Below are 25764 nucleotides of genomic sequence, written 5' to 3' on the forward strand. Positions count from 1 at the left end.
ATGGCGGATCAGGCTGCGGATCAGGACAAGATCATCGGCTACCTGAAGCGGGTGACGGCCGATCTGCACCAGACACGGCAGCGCCTGCGCGAGGTCGAGGCCCAGGAGCCGGAGCCGATCGCGATCGTCGGCATGGCCTGCAGGTTCCCCGGCGGCATCCAGTCGCCGGAGGGCCTGTGGGACCTGGTGTCCGGCGGCCGGGACGCCATCACCGACTTCCCGGTCGACCGGGGCTGGGACATCGAGTCCCTGTACGACGCCGACCCCGACCAGCGGGGCACCTCGTACACCCGCGAGGGCGGATTCCTCGACGGCGTGGGCGAGTTCGACGCCGGGTTCTTCGGGATCAGCCCGCGCGAAACCCTCGGCATGGACCCGCAGCAGCGGCTGCTGCTCGAAACGTCCTGGGAGACCTTCGAACGCGCGGGCATCGACCCGGTGACCCTGCGCGGCAGCAAGGCCGGCGTGTTCATCGGCACCAACGGCCAGGACTACCCCGACCTGCTGCGCGACGGCGTCCCCCAGGGCGTCGAGCAGTACCTCCTCACCGGGAACGCCGCCAGCGTGGTGTCCGGCCGGCTGTCCTACACCTTCGGTCTCGAAGGTCCGGCGGTCACCATCGACACCGCCTGCTCGTCCTCCCTCGTCGCCCTCCACCTGGCCGTGCAGGCCCTGCGGTCGGGCGAGTGCTCCCTGGCCCTGGCCGGCGGTGTCACGGTCATGTCCAGCCCGCGCGCCTTCGTCCAGTTCAGCCGGCAGCGCGGCCTCGCCCCCGACGGCCGGTGCAAGCCGTTCGCCGACGGCGCGGACGGCACCGGCTGGGGCGAGGGCGTCGGCATGCTCCTCGTCGAGAAGCTCTCCGACGCCCGCCGACACGGCCACCCGGTCCTCGCCGTGGTCCGCGGCACCGCCGTCAACCAGGACGGCGCCTCCAACGGGCTGACCGCCCCCAACGGCCCGTCCCAGCAGCGCGTCATCCGCCAGGCGCTGACCAACGCCGGGCTCACCCCGGCACAGGTCGACGTCGTCGAGGCGCACGGCACCGGCACCACCCTCGGCGACCCCATCGAGGCCCAGGCCATCCTGGCCACCTACGGGCAGAACCGGCCCGAGGGCCGGCCGCTGTGGCTCGGCTCGATCAAGTCGAACATCGGGCACACCCAGGCCGCAGCCGGCGTCGCGGGCATCATCAAGATGGTCGAGGCCATCCGACACGGCGTCCTGCCCGAGTCCCTCCACATCGACGAGCCGTCCTCCGCCGTCGACTGGGCCACCGGCGACGTCCACCTGCTCGACCGGTCCGTGCCGTGGCCCGAGACCGGTCAGCCGCGCCGCGCCGGCATCTCCTCGTTCGGCGTCAGCGGCACCAACGCCCACACCGTCATCGAGCAGGCCCCGCCCGCCGAACCGGCCGCCACGACATCGGGCGCCGCGACCGGCGGCGACACCACCGCCGCGCGGGGAGCCACCGGGCCCGTACCGCTGCTGGTCTCCGGTCACGGCGACGAGGGCCTGCGCGCCCAGGCCGGCCGGCTCGCCGCCCACCTGCGCACCCACCCCGCGCTCGCCGACGGCCCCGCCGCCCTCACCGACCTCGGCCTCTCCCTCGCCACCAGCCGCTCCGCGCTGGACCGACGGGCCGTCCTCTTCGCCGCCGACCGCGAGGGGCTCCTCGCCGACCTCGACGCGCTCGCCGCCGGCGAACAGTCCGCGACCGGCGTCGTCGGCGCCGTCGGCGAGGGCAACACCGCCTTCCTGTTCGCCGGCCAGGGCAGTCAACGCCCCGGCATGGCCCGCGAACTGTACGCGACGCACCCGGCGTTCGCCCGGGCCCTCGACGAGGTCCGCGACGCCCTCGACGCGCACCTCGAACGCCCCCTGTACGAGGTCCTGTTCGCCGAGCCGGGCACCGCCGGGGCAGCCCTGCTCGACGAGACGGCCCACACCCAGGCCGCCCTGTTCGCCGTCGAGGTCGCCCTCCACCGCCAGCTCGAACAGTGGGGCGTACGACCCGACTTCCTCATCGGGCACTCCATCGGCGAACTCGCCGCCGCCCACGTGTCCGGCGTCCTCACCCTCCCCGACGCGGCCGCCCTCGTCGCCGCCCGCGGCCGGCTGATGCAGGCCCTGCCCACCGGCGGCGCGATGATCGCCGTCGAGGCGACCGAGGAGGAGGTCACCCCGCTCCTCACCACCCGGATCTCCATCGCCGCGATCAACGGCCCCCGCTCCGTCGTCGTCTCCGGCGACGAGCGGGAGGCCACGGAACTCGCCGAGAGCCTGCGGGCCCGCGGCCGCCGCACCAAGCGTCTCACCGTCAGCCACGCCTTCCACTCGCCGCTCATGGACGACATGCTCGACGCGTTCCGCGAGGCCGCCGAGGCCGTCGACTACGCGCCGCCCGTCATCCCGATCGTCTCCAACCTCACCGGTGCCTCCGTCACCGCCGAGGAGATCTGCACCGCCGACTACTGGGTCCGGCACGTCCGCGAAGCCGTCCGCTTCCGCGACGGAATACGCGGCCTGGCCGCCCTCGGCGTCACCACCTTCATCGAGGTCGGCCCCGGCGGCGTGCTCACCGCCCTCGCCCAGGACTGCCTCGGCGACGAGGACGGCCACACCGACGCGGTGTTCGTCCCCGCCCTGCGCGCCGACCGCCCCGAGCCCGCCGCGTTCGCCGCCGCCGTCGCCCGCGCCCACGTCCACGGCGTCCGCGTGGACTGGTCCGCCGTCTTCGCCGGCCGCGCCGGCGCCCGCGTCGAACTGCCCACGTACGCCTTCCAACGACGCCTGTACTGGCCCGAGCAGCTCACCGCCTGGACGGGCGACGTCACCGCCGCCGGCATCGGCTCCGCCGACCACCCGCTGCTCGGCGCGGCCATCTCCCTCGCCGACGGCGACGGCTACCTGTTCACCGGCCGGCTCTCCCTGGCCACCCACCCGTGGCTCGCCGACCACACCGTCATGGACACCGTGCTGCTGCCCGGCACGGCATTCGTGGAACTCGCCCTGCGGGCCGGCGAACACACCGGCTGTGAACTCCTCGACGAACTCACCCTCCAGGCACCCCTGGTCCTGCCCCCGCACGGCGGCATCCAGATCCAGCTCGCCGTCGACGCCCCCGACGCCGACGGACGCCGCTCCCTGACCCTGCACTCCCGGCCCGAGGACGCCGCCGACGACACCTGGGGCGAAGGCGCCTGGACCCGGCACGCCACCGGCTTCCTCGCCCCCGCCGCACGCGACACCGCCGCCGGCGCCGACCTGGCCGTATGGCCGCCGCAGGGCGCCGACGCCGTACCCGTCGAAGGCCTCTACGAGCACCTCACCGCCTCCGGCTTCGCCTACGGACCCGTCTTCCAGGGCCTGACCGGCGCCTGGCAGCGCGCCGACGAGGTCTTCGCCGAGATCCACCTGCCCGAACAGGCCCACGCCGAAGCCGACCTGTTCGGCCTGCACCCGGCCCTCCTGGACGCCGCCCTGCACGCCGTCGGCATGGGCGACCTGCTGGAGGACACCGAGCACGGCCGACTGCCGTTCTCCTGGAGCGGCGTCACCCTGCACGCCGTCGGCGCGCGCGCCCTGCGCGTGCGCCTGGCGCCCGCCGGCCAGGACACCGTCCGCGTCGACCTCGCCGACGAGACCGGCGCCCCCGTCGCCACCGTCGACGCCCTGCTGCTGCGCCCCGTCACCCCCGACCAGGTACGGGCGGCCCGTACGGCCTTCCACGACTCGCTGTTCCGCGTCGAGTGGACCCCGCTGGCCCTGCCCGCCGCCACCACCGTCGCCCCCGGCCAGTGGGCCCTGCTCGACGAGGCCGCGGCCGGCGCCGGGAGCGGCTCCCGGTTCACCACCGTGCTGCCCACGGCCGCCGCCCACGCCGGCCTCGCCGAACTGGCCGCCGCGATCGAAGCCGGCGGCCCCGTACCGCAGGCCGTCGTGGTACCCCTGCCCGCCACCGGCACGACCTCCCCGACCCCCGTCGACACCGCGTTGCCCGCCGCCGTCGCCGGGGCCCTGCACCACGCCCTGGACCTCGCGCAGACCTGGCTCGCCGACGACCGCTTCGCCGCCTCCCGCCTGGTGTTCGTCAGCCACGGAGCGGTCGCCACCACCGCCGGCTCCGACGTCCCCGACCTGGCGCACGCCCCGCTGTGGGGCCTGCTGCGCTCCGCCCAGTCCGAGCACCCCGACCGGTTCGTACTCGTCGACCTCGACGACCGCGAGGAGTCCCTGCGCGCGCTGCCCGCCGCACTGGCCACGGCCGAGCCGCAGCTCGCCCTGCGCGAGGGCCGCGCCGTCGTTCCCCGGCTCGGCAAGGTCCCCGCCGTGCCCGCCGCCGACGGACAGGAGGCCCGCCCGCTCGACACCGAAGGCACCGCCCTCGTCACCGGCGCCACCGGCACCCTCGGCGGGCTCGTCGCCCGCCACCTGGTCACCGGCCACGGCGTCCGCCGCCTGCTGCTGACCAGCCGCCGCGGCGAGGCCGCCGCCGGCGCCCCCGAACTCCTCGCCGAACTGCGCGCCCTGGGCGCCGATGTCACCCTCGCCGCCTGCGACGCCGCCGACCGCGACGCCCTCGCCGCGCTCCTGGACTCCGTACCGGCCGCACACCCGCTGACCGCCGTCGTCCACACCGCCGGCGTCCTCGACGACGGCATCCTCGAAGCACTCACCCCCGACCGCATCGACCACGTCCTGCCCGCCAAGGTCGACGCGGCCGTCCACCTGCACGAACTGACCCGCCACCTCGACCTCGCCGCGTTCGTCCTGTTCTCCGCCGCCGCCGGCACCCTCGGCGCGGCCGGCCAGGCCAACTACGCCGCCGCCAACACCTTCCTCGACGCCCTCGCCCACCGGCGCCGCGCCGAAGGCCTGCCCGCCACCGCCCTCGCCTGGGGCCTGTGGGCTGAACGCAGCGCCATGACCGGCGACCTCGCCGACACCGACCTGGAACGCATCGCCCGCGCCGGCGTCGCCGCGCTGTCCTCCGCCGAGGGCCTCGCCCTCATGGACACGGCCCGCGCCGCCGGCGAGGCCACCGCCGTCCCCATGCACCTGGACCTCGCCGGCCTGCGACAGGCCGACGCGAGCATGGTCCCCCCGCTGCTGCGCGGCCTCGTCCGGCCCGCCGCCCGCCGGACCGCCGCCGACCGCTCCGCCGCCCCCGCCGACGGCCTCACCGAACGGCTGCTGCCGCTGACCGCCGTGGAACGCGACCGGCTGCTGCTGGCCACCGTCCGCGTCCAGGTCGCCGCCGTCCTCGGCTTCCCCGGCCCCGACGCCGTCGACCCGGGCCGCGCCTTCAAGGAACTCGGCTTCGACTCGCTGACCGCCGTCGAACTGCGCAACCGCCTCGGCTCCGCCACCGGGGTCCGGCTGCCCGCCACCCTCGTCTTCGACTACCCGACCCCGAACGCCCTCGCCGCGTTCCTGCGCACCGAACTCCTCGGTGACCTGGCCGCGCCCACCGCTCCCGCCGCAGCCGGCGCGCAGGCCGTCGCCGACGAGCCCATCGCCATCGTCGCCATGAGCTGCCGCTTCCCCGGCGGCGTCAGCACCCCCGAGGAGCTGTGGCAGCTCGTCGCCGGCTCCGTCGACGCGATCTCCCCGTTCCCGACCGACCGCGGCTGGAACCTCGACGGGCTGTACGACTCCGACCCCGGCCGCGCCGGCACCTCGTACACCCGCACCGGCGGCTTCCTGCACGACGCCGCCGACTTCGACCCCGACGTCTTCGGCATCAACCCGCGCGAAGCCCTCGCCATGGACCCGCACCAGCGGCTCCTGCTGGAAACCTCCTGGGAGGTGTTCGAACGGGCCGGGCTCGACCCGGCGTCGATGCGCGGCAGCCGCACCGGCGTCTTCGCCGGCGTCATGTACCACGACTACCTGACGCGCCTGCCGGCCGTCCCCGAGGGCCTGGAGGGCTACCTCGGCACCGGCACCGCCGGCAGCGTCGCCTCCGGCCGCATCTCCTACACCTTCGGCCTGGAGGGTCCGGCCGTCACCATCGACACGGCCTGCTCCTCCTCCCTCGTCGCCCTGCACCTGGCCGCGCAGGCCCTGCGCAGCGGCGAGTGCGACATGGCGCTCGCCGGCGGCGTCACCGTCATGTCCACCCCGGACACCTTCATCGACTTCAGCCGCCAGCGCGGCCTGTCCACCGACGGCCGCTGCAAGTCCTTCTCCGCCGACGCCGACGGCACCGCCTGGGCCGAGGGCGCCGGCATGATCCTCGTCGAGCGGCTCTCCGACGCCCGCCGCAACGGACACCCCGTCCTCGCCGTCGTCCGCGGCACCGCCGTCAACCAGGACGGCGCCTCCAACGGCCTCACCGCCCCCAACGGCCCCTCCCAGCAGCGCGTCATCCGCGAAGCCCTCGCCCACGCCGGCCTGAGCACCGCCGACGTCGACGCCGTCGAGGCCCACGGCACCGGCACCACCCTCGGCGACCCCATCGAGGCACAGGCCCTCCTCGCCACCTACGGCCAGGGCCGCCCCGCGGACCGGCCGCTGCGCCTGGGCTCCATCAAGTCCAACATCGGCCACACGCAGGCCGCCGCGGGCGCCGCGGGCATCATCAAGATGGTGCAGGCGATGCGCCACGGCGTCCTGCCCGCCTCCCTGCACATCGGCGAGCCGTCCCCGCACATCGACTGGAACGCGGGCGCCGTAGAACTGCTCACCGAGGCCGCCGCCTGGCCCGAGACGGACCGCCCCCGCCGCGCCGGCATCTCCTCCTTCGGGGTCAGCGGCACCAACGCGCACGTCATCATCGAGCAGCCGCCCACCGAGCAGGACACCGACGCGGCCGCGCCCACCGCCGTCGCGCCGGCCGAGAGCGCCGGCGTCGCCGCGGGCACCGCGCTCCCGTACGTCCTCGCCGGCCGCACCCCCGACGCGCTGCGCGCCCAGGCCGCCCGCCTCGCCGAGCACCTCGCACGCCACCCCGAGGCGCACCCCGCCGACGTGGCGTTCTCCCTGGCCACCACCCGCACCGCCCTGGACCGGCGGGCCGCCGTCGTCGCCACGGACCGCGACGGACTGCTGGCCGGGCTCGACGCGCTCGCCGAGGGCCGCGACGGCGCCGCGCTCGTCCGGCACGACACCGCCGACGGCCGGCTCGCCGTCCTCTTCACCGGTCAGGGCAGCCAGCGGGCCGGGATGGGCCGCGAACTGTACGCCGCCCACCCCGTCTTCGCCGCCGCCCTCGACGAGGTCTGCGCCGCTCTCGACCCGCACCTCGAACAGCCCCTCAAGGACGTCCTGTTCGACGAGGACGACTCCCGCCTGAACCGGACCGGTCACACCCAGCCCGCCCTGTTCGCGCTGGAGACCGCGCTCTACCGCCTCGTCGCGTCGTGGGGCGTACGCCCCGACTTCGTCTCCGGGCACTCCATCGGCGAGATCACCGCCGCGCACGTCGCGGGGGTCCTCACGCTGCCCGACGCCGCCGTCCTCGTCGCCGCCCGTGGCCGCCTCATGGAACAACTCCCCGCAGGCGGCGCGATGATCGCGCTGACCGGCACCGAGGACGAGGTCCGCCCGCTGCTCGCCGGCCACGACGACCGCATCGGCATCGCCGCCGTCAACTCCGCCACCTCCGTCGTCATCTCCGGCGACGAGGACCTCGCCCTGGAGATCGCCGCCGAGTTCGAACGGCGCGGCCGCCGCACCAAGCGGCTCACCGTCAGCCACGCCTTCCACTCCCCGCTGATGGACGGCATGCTCGACGCCTTCCGCGACGTCGCCGGCTCCCTCACCTACCACGCCCCCACCATCCCCGTCGTCACCCACCTCACCGGCGCCGTCGCCGGCGAGGAACTGCGCACCCCCGAGCACTGGGTCGCCCACGTCCGCGAAGCCGTCCGCTTCCTCGACGGCATCCGCACCCTGGACGGCGAACACGTCACCACCTACCTCGAACTGGGCCCGCAGGGCGTCCTGTCCGGCCTCGGCCGCGACTGCCTCACCGACACCGGGACCGACACCGGCCCCGACGCCGCCACTGCCGCCGTGTTCGTCCCGGCGCTGCGCCGCGACCGGGGCGAGGCCGAGGCGCTCGCCGCCGCCGTCGCCGCGCTCCACACCCGCGCCGTCCCCCTGGACTGGACCGCGTACTTCGCCGCGACCGGCGCCCGCCGCACCGACCTGCCCACCTACGCCTTCCAGCGCCGCCGGTTCTGGCTGGAGGCACCCGCCGGACACATCGGCGACGTCGAGTCGGCCGGCCTGGGCGCCGCCCACCACCCGCTGCTCGGCGCCGCCGTACCGCTCGCCGACGGCGAGGGCTTCCTGTTCACCGGCCGGCTGTCCCTCGACACCCACCCCTGGCTCGCCGACCACGCCGTCATGGGCACCGTCCTGCTGCCCGGCACGGCCTTCGTCGAGCTCGCCATCCGCGCCGGCGACCAGGCCGGCTGCGACGTCCTGGAGGAACTCACCCTCGAAGCGCCGCTGGTCCTGGCCCCGCACACCGCGGTGCGCCTCCAACTCGTCGTGGGCGCACCCGACCGCGACGGCCGGCGCACCCTCGACCTGTACTCCGGCGACCCCGACGCCGCCGACGACGAGCCGTGGACCCGGCACGCGGCGGGCGTCCTCGCCACCGGCGCGCCCCGCCCCGCGTTCGACCTCACCGCCTGGCCGCCGCCCGGCGCCGAGCCCGTCACCGTCGAGGGCCTGTACGAGCACCTCGGCAGCGGCGGCTTCGCCTACGGGCCCGTCTTCCAGGGCCTGCGCGCCGCCTGGACGCTCGACGGCGACGTCTACGCCGAAGTGGCCCTGCCCGACGACCGGCAGGCCGAGGCCGGCCGGTTCGGCCTCCACCCGGCCCTGCTCGACGCCGCCCTGCACGCCACCTTCGTCCAGCCGTCCCCCGACGCGGACCGGCAGGGCCGGCTCCCGTTCTCCTGGCGCGGGGTGACCCTGCACGGCGTCGGCGCGTCCGCGCTGCGGGTGCGCCTGACCCCCGACGGCGACGAGAGCATCTCCCTGCAACTCGCCGACACCACCGGCGCGCCCGTCGCCGCCGTCGACCACCTCGTGCTGCGGCCCGTCTCCGCCGACCGGCTCGCCGGCGCCTCCCGTACCGCCCACCACGAGTCGCTGTTCCGCATCGAGTGGGCCACGGTGCCGCTGCCGTCCGCCCCGGCCGCCGACGAAACCCCCTGGGTCGTGGTGGGCGCCGACGCCGACGCGCTGCCCGGCCCCGTCCACGCCGACCTCGCGGCGCTCGCCGCCGCCCTCGACGCGGGCACGGACGCTCCCGCGTACGTCCTGGCCCCCTGCCCGCCGGCCGCCGGCGGGAACCCGCTCAGCACCGACGCCGTCCGCGCCGCCGGCCACCGGGCCCTCGCCCTCGTCCAGGGCTGGCTCGCCGACGACCGGTTCGCCGGCTCCCGCCTGGTGTTCGTCACCCGGGGCGCCGTGGCCTGCCAGGGCGACTGGGACCTCACCGACCCGGCCCACGCCGCCGCCTGGGGCCTGGTCCGCTCCGCCCAGTCGGAGAACCCCGACCGGTTCGTCCTCGCCGACCTCGACACCGGCGCGACCGGCCCCGACGCCACCCTGCTCGCCGCGGCCCTCGCCACCGGCGAACCGCAGTTCGCGATCCGCCGCGGCACCGTCCACGCCCCCCGCCTCGCCCGGATCCCCGCCACCACCCCGCTGACACCGCCCGCGGACGGCGCCGCCTGGCGCATGGACATCGAGGACAAGGGCACCCTCGACCACCTCACCCTCGTCCCCAGCCCCGAGTCCGAAGCACCTCTGGAACCCGGCCAGGTCCGCGTCGCCGTACGCGCCGCCGGACTCAACTTCCGCGACGTCCTCAACGCCCTCGGCATGTACCCCGGCGACCCCGGCCTGATGGGCAGCGAAGGCGCCGGTACCGTCGTGGAGACCGGTCCCGGCGTCACCGACCTCGCCCCCGGCGACCGCGTCATGGGCATGCTGCCCGGCGCGTTCGGCCCGCTCGCCGTCGTCGACCGCCGCATGATCGCCCCCATGCCCGAGGGCTGGACCTTCGCCGAGGCCGCGGCCGTCCCGATCGTCTTCATGACGGCCTACTACGCCCTGCACGACCTCGCCGGCCTGCGCGAGGGCGAAACCCTCCTCGTGCACGCCGCGGCCGGCGGCGTCGGCATGGCCGCCGTCCAACTGGCCCGCCACTGGGGCGCCGACGTCTACGCCACCGCCAGTCCCGCCAAGTGGGACACCCTGCGCGGACTCGGCCTGACCGACGACCGGATCGCGTCCTCCCGCACCCTCGACTTCGAGGACACCTTCCGCACGGCCACCGACGGCCGCGGCGTCGACGTCGTCCTCGACTCCCTCGCCCGCGAGTTCGTCGACGCCTCCCTGCGGCTCCTGCCGCGCGGCGGCCGCTTCGTCGAGATGGGCAAGACCGACGTACGCGACCCCCACGAGGTCGCCGCCGCCCACCCCGGGGTCGGCTACCAGGCCTTCGACCTCACCGAAGCCGGCCTCGACCGCATCCAGGAGATGCTCACCGCGCTGCTCGGCCTGTTCCGCACCGGCGCCCTGAAGCCCGTCCCGGTCTCCGCATGGGACCTCCGCCAGGCCCCCGAGGCGTTCCGCTACCTCAGCCAGGCCCGCCACACCGGCAAGATCGTCCTGACCGTGCCGGCCGCGTGGAACCCGGACGGCACCGTCCTCATCACCGGCGGCACCGGCACCCTCGGCGCACTCGTCGCCCGACACGCCGTCACCGCCCGCGGCGCCCGTCGCCTCGTCCTGACCAGCCGCCGGGGCGAACGCGCCGCCGGCGCCACAGAACTCGCCGCCGAACTGCGCGCCCTGGGGGCAGAGGTCACCATCGCCGCCTGCGACGCCGCCGACCGCGACGCGCTCGCCGCCCTGCTCGACGCCATCCCCGCCGAGCACCCGTTGACCGCCGTCGTCCACACCGCCGGCGTCCTCGACGACGGGATCGCCGAGGCACTCACCCCCGAACGCCTCGACACCGTCCTGCGCCCCAAGGCCGACGCCGCCCTCCACCTGCACGAGCTGACCCGCCGCCTCGACCTGGCCGACTTCGTCCTCTTCTCCTCCGCCGCAGGCACCTTCGGCGGCGCCGGACAGGCCAACTACGCCGCCGCGAACGTCTTCCTCGACGCCCTCGCCCGCCACCGCCAGGCCCACGGCCTGCCCGGCACCTCCCTCGGCTGGGGCCTGTGGGCCGAAGCCAGCGGCATGACCGGAGAACTCGACACCGCCGACAAGGACCGCATGACGCGCTCCGGCGTCCTCGGCCTCTCCACCGAAGAGGGCCTCGCCCTCCTCGACACCGCCCACCGCACCGGCGACGCCCACCTCGTCCCCATGCAGCTCGACCTCGCACCGCTGCGCCAGGCCGACGCCACCATGGTCCCCGCCCTGCTGCGCGGCCTGGTCCGTGCGCCCGCCCGCCGGGCCGTCGAGGCCGGCGCGGCCCGCACCGGAACCCCGCTCGTCGAGCAGCTCGTACGGCTCCCCGAGCAGGAACGGGACACGCTCCTCCTCGACCTCGTGCGCGACCAGGTCGCCGCCGTACTCGGCCACGCCACCCCCGACGCCGTCGAACCCGGCCGGGCGTTCAAGGACCTCGGCTTCGACTCGCTGACCGCCGTCGAGTTCCGCAACCGACTCGGCGCCACCGCGGGCGTCCGCCTGCCCGCCACCCTCGTGTTCGACTACCCGACCCCCACCGTCCTCGCCGCCTACCTCAAGGACGAACTCCTCGGCTCCGAAGCCGCCGCCGCGGTCGCCGCCCTCCCGCGCCACCCGGCCGGCGCCGCCGACGCCGACGACCCCATCGCCATCGTCGCCATGAGCTGCCGCTTCCCCGGCGGCGTCCGCAGCCCCGAGGACCTGTGGGAACTGCTCGCCGAAGGCCGCGACGGCATCGCCGACCTCCCCGCGGACCGCGGCTGGGACACCGAGGCGCTCTACAACCCCGACCCCGACAGCCCCGGCACCTCCTACGCCCGCGAAGGCGGCTTCGTCCACGACGCCCACCACTTCGACCCCGGCTTCTTCGGGATCAACCCGCGCGAGGCCCTCGCCATGGACCCGCAGCAGCGGCTCCTGCTGGAAACCTCCTGGGAGGCGTTCGAACGGGCCGGCATCGACCCGACGACCCTGCGCGGCCAACAGGTCGGCGTGTTCGTCGGCCAGATGCACAACGACTACGTATCCCGCCTGAACACCGTCCCCGAGGGCGTCGAGGGCTACCTCGGCACCGGCGGCTCCAGCAGCATCGCCTCCGGCCGCGTCTCCTACACCTTCGGCTTCGAAGGCCCCGCCGTCACCGTCGACACCGCCTGCTCGTCCTCGCTGGTCGCCCTGCACCTCGCCGCGCAGGCCCTGCGCACCGGCGAATGCTCGATCGCCCTCGCGGGCGGCGTCACCATCATCACCACCCCCGACGTGTTCACCGAGTTCAGCCGGCAGCGCGGTCTCGCCGCCGACGGCCGCTGCAAGCCGTTCGCCGCCGCCGCCGACGGCACCGCCTGGGGCGAGGGCATCGGCATGCTGCTCGTCGAGCGGCTCTCCGACGCCCGCCGCAACGGCCACCAGGTACTCGCCGTGGTCCGCGGCACCGCCGTCAACCAGGACGGCGCCTCCAACGGCCTCACCGCTCCCAACGGGCCCTCCCAGCAGCGCGTCATCCGCCAGGCCCTGGTCAACTCCGGCCTGACCGCCGCCGAGGTCGACGCCGTCGAGGCGCACGGCACGGGAACCCGACTCGGCGACCCCATCGAGGCCCAGGCGCTGATCGCCACGTACGGCCAGGACAGGCCCGAGGAGAGCCCGCTCTGGTTGGGCTCCATCAAGTCCAACTTCGGCCACACGCAGGCCGCCGCCGGCGTCGCCGGCATCATCAAGATGGTCCAGGCGATGCGCCACGGCGTCCTTCCCCGGACCCTGCACGTCGACGAGCCGTCCCCGCACGTCGACTGGTCCGCCGGCGCCGTCTCCCTGCTCACCGAACAGCGCCCCTGGCCCGAGACCGGCCGCCCCCGCCGCGCGGGCATCTCCTCCTTCGGCATGAGCGGCACCAACGCCCACGCCATCGTCGAACTCCCGGCCGACCCGACGGCGGTCCCGGCCGCCGTCCCGGTCGCCTCCGACGTTCCGGCAGCCCCGGCGCTCCCGTGGCACCTGACGGCGCGCACGGCCGAAGCCCTGCGCGCCCAGGGGGAGCGGCTGCTGTCCCACCTGGACGCCCACCCCGACGCGGAACCCACCGACATCGGCCACTCCCTGGCCACCGGACGGGCCGTCTTCGAACACCGCGCCACCGTGGTCGCCTCGGACCGGGACGGATTCCGCACCGGCCTGACGGCACTCGCCGAGGGCCGCTCGGCGGCGGGCCTCGTCCTGGGCTCGCCGACCGCGGGCGAGAAGCTCGCCTTCCTGTTCACCGGTCAGGGCAGTCAGCGGCTGGGGATGGGGCGCGAACTGTACGACACCTACCCGGTGTTCGCCGCCGCGCTGGATGCGGTGTGCGAGTCGCTGGATCTTGAACTGCCGCTGAAGAGCGTGCTGTTCGGGTCGGACGTCGACCTGCTGGGCGAGACGCGGTTCACTCAGCCGGCGTTGTTCGCGGTCGAGGTGGCGTTGTTCCGGCTGCTCGAATCGTGGGGGGTGAAGCCGGACTTCCTGTCCGGTCATTCGATCGGCGAGATCGCTGCCGCGCACGTGGCGGGCGTTCTCTCCCTGGACGACGCCTGTGCACTGGTGGCGGCGCGTGGTCGTCTGATGCAGGCGTTGCCGGCCGGTGGGGTGATGATCGCGGTGCAGGCGTCGGAGGACGAGGTCCTGCCGTTGCTCACCGATCGGGTGAGCATCGCCGCGATCAACGGGCCGCAGGCCGTCGTCATCGCCGGTGACGAGGACGCGGCGGTGGCGATCGTCGCCTCGCTCACCGGCCGCAAGTCCAAGCGGCTCACGGTCAGCCACGCCTTCCACTCGCCCCACATGGACGGCATGCTGGACGAATTCCGACAGGTGGTGGAGGGCCTGTCGTTCCACGCTCCGCGCATTCCGCTCGTCTCCCACCTGACCGGCGCCCTCGTCACCGACGAGATGGGTTCGGCCGAGTTCTGGGTGCGGCACGTCCGTGAGGCCGTCCGGTTCCTGGACGGTGTCCGGGCCCTGGAAGCCGCCGGCGTGACCACGTACGTCGAACTCGGCCCGGACGGCGTCCTGTCCGCCCTCGCCCAGGACTGCGTCAGCCGGGACTCCGCCTTCGCCCCCACCCTGCGCTCCGGGCGGGACGAGGCCGAGACGCTGCTCTCGGCGCTCGCCACCGCCTGGGTACGCGGCAGCGGCGTCGACCGGACCGCGTTCTACGCCCCGCTCGGGGCGCGCCGCGTCGACCTGCCGACGTACGCCTTCCAGCGCACCGTGCACTGGCTCGACGCCGGTCGCGCGGACGGCGACGTCGGCGCTGCCGGACTCGGCACCACCGATCACCCGCTGCTCGGCGCCGAGGTCCAGCTGCCCGACTCCGACGGCCACCTCTTCACCGGACGGCTGTCGCTGGCCACCCACCCGTGGCTCGGGGACCACCGGGTCATGGGCGCGGCCCTGCTGCCCGGCACGGCGTTCGTCGAGCTGGCGCTCCTGGCCGGCGGCCACGTCGGTTGCGACCTGGTCGACGAACTCACCCTGGAGGCGCCGCTGGTGCTGCCCGAGCAGGGCGGCGTACAGCTGCGGCTCGCCGTCGCGGCCGCCGACCCGACGGGGCGGCGCCGCGGCCTCGCCCTGCACTCCCGCCCGGAGGGCGCGGACACGGACGCACCCTGGACGCGGCACGCCGTCGGCGTGCTCGCGGCCGGGGCCGACCCCGCCCCGCAGGGCCTCACCGAGTGGCCGCCGGCCGGCGCGGAAGCCGTTCCGGTGGAGGGCCTGTACGAGGGCCTCGCGGACTCCGGCTTCGGCTACGGACCCGTGTTCCAGGGCCTGCGGGCCGCCTGGCAGCACGACGGCACGTACTGGGCCGAGGTCGCCCTGCCCGACGGCGCCGCCGACGAAGCCGCACGCTTCGGCCTGCACCCGGCCCTCCTCGACGCCGCCCTGCACGCGCTCGGACTGCGCGCCGCCGACGGCACCGAGGGTCGGCTGCCGTTCTCCTGGTCCGGAGTCAGCCTGCACGCGGTCGGGGCCTCCGAGCTGCGCGTACGTCTGACCACCGGTCGGAACGGCGAGGTGGCCCTCACCCTGGCCGACGCCACCGGAGCCCCGGTCGCCTCGGTCACCGGCCTGGCCCTGCGGGCCGTCGGCCGCGATCAGCTCGCCACCGGACCGGACCTGACCCGTGACGCCCTGTTCCGCGTCGAGTGGACGGAGTCGGCAGCGGGCGGCGCCTTCGACGACTGGTCGATGTGGGGCGAGGGCGACGGGACCGGGGCCGCCTCGGTGGTGTCGCTCCTGGAACCGACCGGCGAGGACCTCGCCGCCGCGGTGCACGCGGAGACCGGCCGGGTCCTGGGGATCCTCCAGGAGTGGGCCGCCGCCGACGGGCCCGCGGATTCGCGACTGGTGTTCCTGACCCGCGGTGCTGTGGAAGCCGTACCGGGCGAGGGCGTACCGGACCTGGTGCACGCCGCGGTACGGGGTCTCGTACGGTCGGCGCAGGCGGAGAACCCGGGCCGCGTCGTGCTGGTCGACGTCGATGCCGACGGTGACGTGGAGGCGGCTCTCGCCGCCGCCCTCGCCTCCGGCGAGTCGGAGGTCGCGGTGCGCGACGGCGCCGTCCTGGTACCGAGGCTGGCGCGTGCGTCGGCCGCCGAGGACGCGCCCGCCGAGTGGGACGCCGCGGGCACCGTCCTGGTGACGGGCGCGAGCGGCTCCCTGGGCGGGCTGTTCGCCCGTCACCTGGTGACCGAGCACGGCGTACGGAACCTGCTGCTGGTCAGCCGTCGCGGTGAGGCCGCCGAAGGCGCCGGTGAACTGTCGGCCGAGCTGGCCGGTCTGGGCGCCGAGGTGTCGTGGGCCGCGTGCGACGTCGCCGACCGGGCCGCCCTGGCGGCCGTACTGGACGGGATCGCGGCGGAGCACCCGCTGACCGCCGTCCTGCACACGGCCGGCGTGCTGGACGACGGCGTCATCGGCTCCCTGACCGCGGAACGCCTGTCGGCGGTACTGCGCCCCAAGACGGACGCCGCGTGGAACCTCCACGAACTGACCCGTGACCTCGACCTGTCGGCGTTCGTCCTGTTCTCCTCCGCCGCCGGTGTGTTCGGTGGCGCGGGGCAGGGCAACTACGCCGCGGCCAACACCTTCCTGGACGCCCTCGCCGCCGAGCGCCGGGCCCAGGGCCTGGCCGCCGGCTCCCTCGCCTGGGGTCTGTGGACGGGTGTCGGCGGCATGGGCGGTGACCTGCCCGCCGGTGACCGCGAACGCATCAACCGCGGCGGCATCGGCTCCCTCGCGCCGGAGACCGGCCTCGCCCTCTTCGATGCGGCCCGCCGCACCACCGAACCGCTGCTCGTGCCGCTCCCGCTCGACCTGGCCGCCCTGCGCGCCCAGGCCCGCGGCGGCATGATTCCCGACCTGCTGCGCGGCCTGGTCCGCGTACCGGCGCGCCGGGCTGCGGGGCAGGCGGCCACGGCCGACGGGTCCGCCCTCATCACCCGACTGTCCGCGCTCGCGCCGGCCGAGCGGGAGAAGGCGCTGCTGGACATCGTCCGGACCGAGGTGGCCGCCGTACTCGGTCACGCCTCGACCGACGAGGTGTCGGCCGACCGGGCCTTCAAGGAGCTCGGCTTCGACTCCCTGACCTCCGTCGAACTGCGCAACCGCCTCGGCGCCGCCACCGGCCAACGGCTCCCCGCCACGCTCGTCTTCGACTACCCGACGCCGAGCGCGCTCGCGGCGTACCTGCGGACCGAGGTCCTGGGCCTGACCGTGGACGCGGCCGGCGACCCGGCCGGCGCCGCTGCCGTCCTGCCGGTCACCCTCGGCGCCTCCTTCCAGGACGACCCGATCGCGATCGTCGGCATGAGCTGCCGCTACCCCGGAGGCGTCGAAACCCCCGAGGACCTGTGGCGCCTGGTGGCGGGTGGCATCGACGCCATCTCCGAGTTCCCCCGGGGCCGCGGCTGGGACCTGGAATCGCTCTACGACCCGGACCCGGACGGCAGGGGCACCAGCTACACCCGCTCCGGCGGCTTCCTGCACGACGCGGGCCGCTTCGACCCGGCGTTCTTCGGGATCTCGCCGCGCGAGGCCGTGGCGATGGACCCGCAGCAGAGGCTGCTGCTGGAAACCTCGTGGGAGGCCTTCGAGCGGGCGGGCATCGACCCGGCGTCGATGCGCGGCAGCCGGACCGGCGTGTTCGCGGGCATCATGTACCACGACTACGCCACCCGGATCACCTCCGTGCCCGACGGCGTCGAGGGCTACCTCGGCACCGGCAACTCCGGCAGCATCGCCACGGGCCGCGTCTCGTACGCGTTCGGCCTGGAGGGCCCGGCGGTCACCGTCGACACGGCCTGCTCCTCGTCCCTCGTCGCCCTGCACTGGGCGATCCAGGCGCTCCGCAACGGTGAATGCACCATGGCTCTGGCCGGCGGTGTCACGGTCATGTCGACACCGGGCACCTTCACCGAGTTCAGCCGCCAGCGAGGTCTGGCCGCCGACGGCCGCATCAAGTCCTTCGCCGCCGCCGCCGACGGCACCAGTTGGGCCGAGGGCGCGGGCATGCTGCTCGTGGAGCGCCTGTCGGACGCCCGCCGCAACGGTCACCCGGTACTCGCGGTGGTCCGTGGCTCGGCGATCAACCAGGACGGTGCCTCCAACGGGCTGACCGCCCCCAACGGCCCGTCCCAGCAGCGGGTCATCCGCCAGGCCCTCGCGTCCGGCGGGCTGACCAGCGACCAGATCGACGTGGTCGAGGCACACGGCACGGGTACCACCCTCGGCGACCCGATCGAGGCACAGGCCCTGCTGGCGACCTACGGGCGCGAGCGGGCCGCCGACGAACCCCTCCTGCTCGGTTCGATCAAGTCGAACATGGGCCACACGCAGGCCGCGGCCGGTGTCGCGGGCGTCATCAAGATGATCATGGCGATGCGGCACGGGATCCTGCCCCGCACCCTGCACGTCGACGAGCCGACCCCGCACGTCGACTGGGAGGACGGCGCCGTCAGCCTGCTGACGGAGTCCGTGCCGTGGCCGGAGACCGGCCGCCCGCGCCGGGCCGGCGTGTCCTCGTTCGGCATCAGCGGCACCAACGCCCACACCATCATCGAGCAGGCCCCGGAGGAGGCCGAAACGAGCGTCCCGGCAGCCCCCGAGGGCAGCTCCGCACCCGCGCTGCCGTACGTACTGTCCGCCAAGTCGGCGGACGCGCTGCGCGACCAGGCGGCCCGCCTGCGGGCCCGCCTGGAGGAGGCGCCCGAGGTCGCAGCCCCGGACCTGGCCTACTCGCTGGCCACTCGACGCGCCGCGTTCGATCACCGCGCGGTCGTCGTGGCCGGGGACCGGGAGGAACTCCTGCGCGGACTGGCCGCACTGGAGAGCGGCGACCCGACCACCACCGCCGTGACGCGCGGCACCCTGGGTGCGGCCGGCGCCGGCAAGCTCGCCCTCCTCTTCACCGGCCAGGGCAGCCAACGCCTCGGCATGGGCCGGGAACTGTACGAAACCCACCCGGTGTTCGCGACCGCCCTCGACGCGGTGTGCGAGCGGACGGGCGGCGAAACGCCCCTGAAGAAGCTGCTGTTCGGGACCGACGCGGAACTCCTCGACCGCACGGAACACACCCAGCCGGCGTTGTTCGCGGTGGAGGTGGCGTTGTTCCGGCTGCTCGAATCGTGGGGTGTGCGGCCGGACTTCGTGTCGGGGCATTCGATCGGTGAGATCGCCGCCGCGCATGTGGCGGGTGTGTTGTCGCTGGACGACGCGTGCACGCTGGTCGCGGCCCGTGGCCGGCTGATGCAGGCCCTGCCGACGGGCGGCGTGATGATCGCGGTCCGGGCGTCGGAGGACGAGGTCCTGCCGCTGCTGACGGACCGGGTGAGCATCGCCGCCGTCAACGGCCCGCAGGCGGTCGTGATCGCCGGTGACGAGGACGCGGCGACGGCTGTCGTGACGGCCTTCCCCGACCGCAAGTCCAAGCGGCTCAACGTCAGTCACGCCTTCCACTCGCCGCACATGGACGGCATGCTCGCCGACTTCCGCAAGGTCGCCGAGGAGTTGACGTACGCGGCTCCGCGCATCCCGGTCGTCTCCCACCTGACCGGCGCCCTGGTCACCGAGGACGAGATGGGCTCGGCGGACTTCTGGGTCCGCCACGTCCGCGATACGGTCCGCTTCCTCGACGGCGTCCGCGCCCTGGAGGCGGCCGGCGTGACCACGTACCTCGAACTCGGCCCCGACGGAACCCTGTCCGCCCTCGCCCAGGACTTCCTCACCCAGGACGGAGCGGCCCGGTTCGCGCCCGCCCTGCGCACCGGCCGCCCCGAGCCCGAAACCCTGAACACCGCCCTCGCCCTCGCCCACGCCCACGGTGCGCACGTCGACTGGGAGGGCTGGTTCGCCCCGACCGGCGCCCGCCAGGTCGAGCTGCCCACCTACGCCTTCCAACGCGACTGGTACTGGCTCGACTCGGCCCCCACCGGCCCCTACGCCCCGGGCGATGCCGCCGGCTTCGGACTCGGCACGACGGACCACCCGCTGCTCGGCGCGGCCGTCGAACTCCCCGACTCGGACGGCTACCTCTTCACCGGCCGCCTCGCGGCAGCCACCCACCCGTGGCTGACCGACCACACCGTCCTCGGCTCGGTCCTGCTGCCCGGCACGGCCTTCGTGGAACTCGCGGTCCGCGCCGGCGACCAGGTGGGCTGCGAGGTCCTGGAAGAGCTGACCCTCGAAGCACCGCTCGTCCTTCCCGAGCGCGTCGGAATCCAACTCCGCCTGTCCCTCTCCGGAGCCGACGAATCCGGCCGACGGGCCCTGTCCCTGTACTCCCGGGACGAGGACAGCCCCGCCGACGAGCCGTGGACGCGGCACGCGACCGGCGCCCTCACCACCGGATCCGACGCCCCGAACCCGCAGGCCGACCTCACGGCCTGGCCCCCCGCCGGAGCCGAACCGGTCGACCTCGACGGCCTCTACGAAGGCCTCGCCGCAGCCGGCTTCGACTACGGCCCCGCCTTCCAGGGCCTGCGCTCCGCCTGGCTCCACGACGACGCCGTGTACGCCGAGGTGAGCCTCGACGAGGAGACCGCGGGGACGGCCGACTGGTTCGGCCTCCACCCGGCGCTCCTGGACGCCACCCTGCACGCGGCCGGACTCGGCTCCCTCGTCGAGAACACCGGCCAGGGCCGACTGCCCTTCGCCTGGAGCGGCGTACGACTCCACGCGGCCGGCGCCTCCGCCGTACGGGTCCGCCTGGCCCCGGCCGGCCGCGACGCGGTGTCGCTGGAACTCGCCGACCCGGCGGGCACACCGGTCGCCTCCGTCGCGTCGCTCGCGCTGCGAGCCGTGTCGCCCGAGCAGATCGGCGCCGCGCGCGGCGGCCGTCACGAGTCGCTGTTCCGGGTCGAGTGGACGCCGGTTCCGCTCACCCCGGCCCCCGCGGCCGAACAGCGCCCCTGGGCCCTGCTCGCGGACGGCCACGCCGGGCTCGACGCGGTGGGCGTGCGCTACGAGACCCACGACGGCCTCGGGACCCTCGCGGACCCGACGCTGATCTGCGTCCCGCTGTCCTCCCCGTCGACCGACGCCCAGGACGTGTCGCGTGCGGTGCACGCCGAAACGGCCCGGGTGCTGGAACTGCTGAAGGAATGGACGGCCGATGACCGGTTCGCGGACGCGCGCCTGCTGTTCCTGACACGGGGTGCGGTGGCCGCCGTACCGGGCGAGGACCTCCCGGACCTCGTACACGCTCCGGTATGGGGCCTGGTCCGCTCGGCGCAATCGGAGAACCCCGGCCGGATCGTCCTGGCCGACACGGACGGCACGGACGCGTCCTACCGGGCCCTGGCCGCCGTACTGGCCTCGGGTGAGTCCGAGGTCGCGGTGCGCGAGGGCGCGGTCCTGGTACCGAGGTTGGCGCGTGCGTCGGCCGCCGGGGCCCCGGCCGCCGCGTGGGGTGCCGACGGCACGGTGCTGGTGACGGGTGCGAGTGGTTCGCTGGGTGGGTTGTTCGCCCGTCACCTGGTGTCCGGGCACGGTGTTCGGAACCTGCTGTTGGTGAGTCGTCGTGGTGAGGCGGCCGATGGTGCGTCCGAGCTGTCGGCGGAGTTGGCCGGTCTGGGTGCCGAGGTGTCGTGGGTGGCCTGTGATGTCGCCGATCGTGCCGCTCTGGCGGCCGTGCTGGACGGGATCCCGGCGGAGCATCCGCTCTCGGGTGTGGTGCATACGGCCGGTGTGCTGGACGACGGCGTCATCGGGTCCCTGACGGCCGAGCGGTTGTCGGCGGTACTCCGCCCGAAGGTCGACGCGGCGTGGAACCTGCACGAGCTCACGTCCGGCCTGGACCTGTCCGCATTCGTCCTGTTCTCGTCCGCCGCCGGTGTGTTCGGTGGCGCGGGACAAGCCAACTACGCGGCAGGCAACGTGTTCCTGGACGCCCTGGCCGCGCACCGCAACGCCCAGGGTCTGGCGGCCACGTCGCTGGCCTGGGGCCTGTGGGCCGAGACGGGCGGTATGGGGGACACCCTCGCCGACGATGACGTCTCCCGGCTCGGTCGGGGTGGGGTGAGCGCGCTGTCCGCCGCCGAGGGGGTGGCTCTGTTCGACGCCGCGCCGGCCACCGGGCAGTCGCTGCTCGTGCCGGTCAAGTTGGACCTGGCGGCGCTCCGTGTCCAGGCGGGCACCGGGATGCTGCCGCCGCTGCTCTCCGGTCTCGTCCGCACACCCACCCGCCGCGCCGCGGGGAGCACCACCGCCGCGAGCGTCGACGGGGGAGAGCAACTGCGCGAGCGCCTCTCCGGGCTCTCGCCCGCCGCGCGGGACGAGGCCCTGCTGGAGCTCGTCTGCACGTACGTCGCAGGGGTCCTCGGCTTCGCCGGCCCCGAAGCGGTCGATCCGGCACGGTCGTTCAACGAGGTCGGCTTCGACTCGCTGACCGCCGTCGAACTCCGCAACCGCCTCGGCGCCGCAACCGGCGTACGCCTGCCCGCCACCCTCGTCTTCGACTACCCGACGCCGACGGCGCTCGTGGACTACCTGCGGGACGAACTCTGGCAACACGGTGCGGCAGCCGTACCCCCACTGCTCGCCGAACTGGACCGGATGGAGCAGTCGCTCGTCACCTCCACGCCCGACTCCGCGGGCCGCGACCGCATCACCGAACGCCTCCAGGCCCTGCTCACCGCGTGGAGCGCGGCGGCGGACGCGGCGGCCGACCTACCGGCCGAGCCCGACGGCCCCGATGTGGCCGAGGCCCTGGAGAGCGCGACCGACGACGACCTCTTCGACTTCATCGGCAAGGAGTTCGGCATCTCATGACGCGGCAGCTCCACCCCACCCCTTCCCACCACTCTGACTCTCCGGCTTCTGTACGAGGGATGCACGCATGAACGAGGAAAAGCTCCGGTACTTCCTGAAGCGGGTGACGGCCGATCTCCACGAGACGCGCCGCCGGCTCCAGGAGGTCGAGTCGGAGGAGCAGGAGCCGATCGCGATCGTCGGGATGAGCTGCCGCTACCCGGGAGACGTCGAGTCCCCCGAGGACCTGTGGCGGCTGGTGTCCGACGAAACCGACGCCATCTCGCCCTTCCCGACCGACCGGGGCTGGGACACGGGAAGCCTGTTCGACGAGGACCCCGACGGACGTGGCACGAGCTACGTGCGGGAAGGCGGCTTCCTGCACAGCGCCAACCGCTTCGAGCCCGAGTTCTTCGGCATCTCTCCCCGTGAGGCCGTCGCGATGGACCCGCAGCAGCGCCTGCTGCTGGAGATCGCGTGGGAGGCCTTCGAGCGGGCCGGCATCGACCCGACCTCGGTGCGCGGCAGCCGCACCGGCGTGTTCACCGGCGTCATGTACCACGACTACGCGTCCCGGCTGCGCGCCGTACCGCCGGAGGTCGAGGGCTACCTCGGCACCGGCGGCTCCAGCAGCATCGCCTCCGGCCGCGTCTCGTACACGTTCGGCCTGGAGGGCCCGGCGCTCACCGTCGACACGGCCTGCTCCTCCTCCCTCGTCACCCTGCACCTCGCCATGCAGGCGCTCCGCAAGGGCGAGTGCACTCTCGCCCTCGCGGGCGGCGTCACCGTCATGCCGACTCCCGGCACCTTCACCGAGTTCAGCAAGCAGCGCGGCCTGTCCTTCGACGGCCGATGCAAGTCCTTCGCGGACGCCGCCGACGGCACCGGCTGGGGCGAGGGCGCCGGCATGCTCCTCGTCGAGCGGCTCTCCGACGCGCGGCGCAACGGCCACCGCGTGCTGGCCGTCGTCCGGGGGTCGGCCGTCAACCAGGACGGTGCCAGCAACGGTCTGACCGCCCCCAACGGGCCCTCCCAGCAGCGCGTCATCCGCCAGGCCCTGGCCGACGCCCGACTCACGGCCGCCGACATCGACGTGGTCGAGGCCCACGGCACCGGCACCACCCTCGGCGACCCGATCGAAGCCCAGGCGCTGCTGGCCACGTACGGCAGGGAGCACACCGAGGACCGTCCGCTGTGGCTGGGCTCGGTCAAGTCGAACATCGGGCACACCCAGGCCGCCGCCGGTGTGGCGGGCGTCATCAAGATGGTCATGGCGATCCGCAACGGCCGGATCCCGAAGACGCTGCACGTGGACGAGCCGTCGACCAAGGTCGACTGGGCCGCCGGCGCCGTGTCACTGCTGCGCGGAACCGTCGACTGGCCGGAGACCGGCCGCCCGCGCCGCGCCGCAGTCTCCTCGTTCGGCATCAGCGGCACGAACGCGCACACCATCATCGAGCAGGCGCCGGCAGAGGTCCCCGTCGAGGCCGCTGATGGCGCTGATGGCGCGCCCGCCGACCCGGCCGCGGTCCATGCGGGCGAGGCCGATGCTTCCGCACCCGGCTCCGCCGAGGCCGCGCCGCCGCGCCGCACGGTCGTCCCCCCGGCCCTCCCGTGGCCCGTCTCGGCCCGTACGGAAGAAGCCCTGCGAGCCCAGGCCCAGCGCCTGCTCACGCACCTGCGCGCCCGCCCCGAGCAGTCGGCCGCAGACATCAGCCGCTCCTTGGCCACCGGCCGCGCCGCCCTCGAACACCGCGCCGTCGTCGTGGCAACCGACCGCGAACGCGCCCTCGCGGACCTGGCCGCACTGGCCTCGGACGACGCGTCCGCCGCGACCTCGCGCATCGTCCGGGGCGAGATCGCGACCCGCGGCAAGGTGGCCTTCCTGTTCACCGGTCAGGGCAGCCAGCGGCTGGGGATGGGGCGCGAACTGCATGCCGCCTATCCGGTGTTCGCGGACGCGTTGGACGCGGTCTGCGCCCGCATGGACGCGCTGCTTGAACTGCCTCTGCGGGATGTGCTGTTCGGCTCGGATGCGGCCATGCTGGACGAGACGCGGTTCACTCAGCCGGCGTTGTTCGCAGTCGAGGTGGCGTTGTTCCGACTGCTCGAATCGTGGGGTGTGAAGCCGGACTTCCTGTCCGGTCATTCGATCGGTGAGATCACTGCCGCGCACGTGGCGGGCGTTCTCTCCCTGGACGACGCCTGCGCACTGGTGGCGGCGCGTGGTCGTCTGATGCAGGCGTTGCCGGCCGGTGGCGTGATGATCGCGGTGCAGGCGTCGGAGGACGAGGTCCTGCCGTTGCTCACCGATCGGGTGAGCATCGCCGCGATCAACGGGCCGCAGGCCGTCGTCATCGCCGGTGACGAGGACGCGGCGGTGGCGATCGTCGCCTCGCTCGCCGGGCGGAAGAGCAAGCGGCTGACCGTGAGCCATGCCTTCCACTCGCCGCACATGGACGGCATGTTGGACGATTTCCGCCGGGTGGTGGAGGGTCTGTCGTTCTCCGCTCCGCGCATTCCGCTCGTCTCCCACCTGACCGGCGCCCTCGTTACGGACGAGATGGGTTCGGCCGAGTTCTGGGTGCGACACGTCCGTGAGGCCGTCCGGTTCCTGGACGGTGTCCGGGCCCTGGAGGCCGGCGGCGTGACCACGTACGTCGAACTCGGCCCGGACGGCGTCCTGTCCGCGATGGCACAGGCCTGCCTGGCCTCCGACGACACCCACGCCACCGCCTTCGTGCCGACCGTGCGCAAGGACCGCCCCGAGGCGGAGACCGTCGTCGCGGCCCTCGCCCAGGTCCACGTCCGAGGCATCGCCGTCGACTGGCAGGCCTATCACTCCGACACCGGTGCCGCGCACGTCGACCTGCCCACGTACGCCTTCCAGCGCGAGCACTACTGGCTCGACGCCGGAACCCTCGGCGGCGACGTCACCACCGTGGGCCTCCGGTCCGCCGATCACCCGCTGCTCGGCGCCGCCGTCACCCTCGCCGACGCCGATGGGCTGCTGCTCACCGGACGGCTGTCGCTGACGACGCATCCGTGGCTCGCCGATCACCGGGTCATGGGCTCGGTACTGCTGCCCGGCACGGCCTTCGTGGAGTTCGCTCTCCAGGCCGGTGAACGGGTCGGCTGCGACCTGATCGACGAGCTGACGCTCGCGGCGCCGTTGGTGCTGCCCGAGGAGGGTGGTGTCGAGCTTCAGATCACCGTCGGGGCGCCGGATGAGTCGGGTCGCCGTTCGGTGGTGTTCCATTCCCGTGACGGGTTGGCCGCCGACGACGAGCCGTGGATCCGCAACGCGAC

The 25764-nt window shown here is 74.5% G+C and carries 2 protein-coding genes; both read left to right on the plus strand.

Annotated features, from left to right (window positions below; genetic code table 11):
- Positions 1 to 22476 (plus strand): SDR family NAD(P)-dependent oxidoreductase, encoded by a 22476-nt coding sequence (locus ACFY0I_RS39440; RefSeq protein WP_388904621.1) that lies wholly within the window; start codon positions 1 to 3, stop codon positions 22474 to 22476.
- Positions 22477 to 22579: 103 nt separating this feature from the next.
- Positions 22580 to 25764: type I polyketide synthase (locus ACFY0I_RS39445; protein WP_388904623.1), on the plus strand; the 3185-nt coding region annotated here is incomplete at its 3' end.

Origin of the sequence: Streptomyces sp. NPDC001568 (assembly GCF_042893755.1) — a bacterium.
Lineage (GTDB): Bacteria > Actinomycetota > Actinomycetes > Streptomycetales > Streptomycetaceae > Streptomyces.